We start from the raw sequence: 820 nt of genomic DNA on the forward strand, positions 1-820 counted from the left end.
ATACTAGAGCAGGAAAAAGCGGATAGTCAACTAAAATTACTTAATGAAGATTTAAATATATATGCTTCGGTAATAGATGTAAGTAATCCAGAGAATAAAAAGGTAAAAGAAAAATGGGATAGTAAAGAGTTTAAAGATAATTCGGAAATACAAGTTCAAATCACAATCGCCTTTTTAGCAGTAATTTATTGGAGAAAGGAAAGGGATATTGTACAAATTGGACTTTCCTCTGAATTTAAAGAGCAAGGAATTGAAAGCACCCTTGATGAAATTAAACCATTAAAGAAAACTTCTAAAAAAGATAAAAAGAAGTAAAGCCAGTGGCTAACAATGGTAACCGTTGCACAAGCCCCTGATCAGCACCAAAACGGATTGATATAGGCCTCTTTAAGGGGCTTTTTTATTTTCCCATTAACATTGAAGATTGGGCCTTATGTCTTTTTCAAAAGGTCCAAAGAGGAAAATAAGTGCGTTTTTCAGCAAAGTGGACAAAGCAAGTTGCCCCGCCCCACTTTTTACCCGTTTTCCTTCGAATTTCAGGTACTTCTTAAGGTTGTAGGCGATGGCCGCTAGGTGCATGCACTTGTTGGCCTGTCCGAGGCCAATGGTATTTATCTTCCGCAGTCCCATGAACTGGGTCAGGCTACCGAACACCGGTTCCACAGTACTCTGCCGTTTGCCCTTCATATACCTGCCCTGTGGACTTTCGACCCTTTGGATGTTGCGTTCGTATTCTTCGCGATAGTAGGTCACCGAAAATTGTTTCTCGTTCACCTTGCCAAGACAGCTCGAACGTAACGGGCAGCCCTTGCAGATCTTG

At 40.7% G+C, this 820-nt stretch carries 2 protein-coding genes; one reads left to right on the forward strand and one right to left on the reverse strand.

The genetic code is table 11. The features are described 5' to 3' along the window. Positions 1 to 315 (forward strand): hypothetical protein (locus A7D14_RS19940; protein WP_176712350.1); only part of this gene is annotated, 315 nt, incomplete at its 5' end. Between the two features lie 96 nt (positions 316 to 411). Here A7D14_RS19940 and A7D14_RS02650 read toward each other — a convergent pair. Beyond that, a partial coding sequence (locus A7D14_RS02650) for a transposase (protein WP_255307371.1) occupies positions 412 to 820 on the reverse strand: 409 nt, incomplete at its 5' end.

The sequence above is a fragment of the Allomuricauda sp. CP2A genome (assembly GCF_001683915.1).
GTDB lineage: Bacteria > Bacteroidota > Bacteroidia > Flavobacteriales > Flavobacteriaceae > Flagellimonas.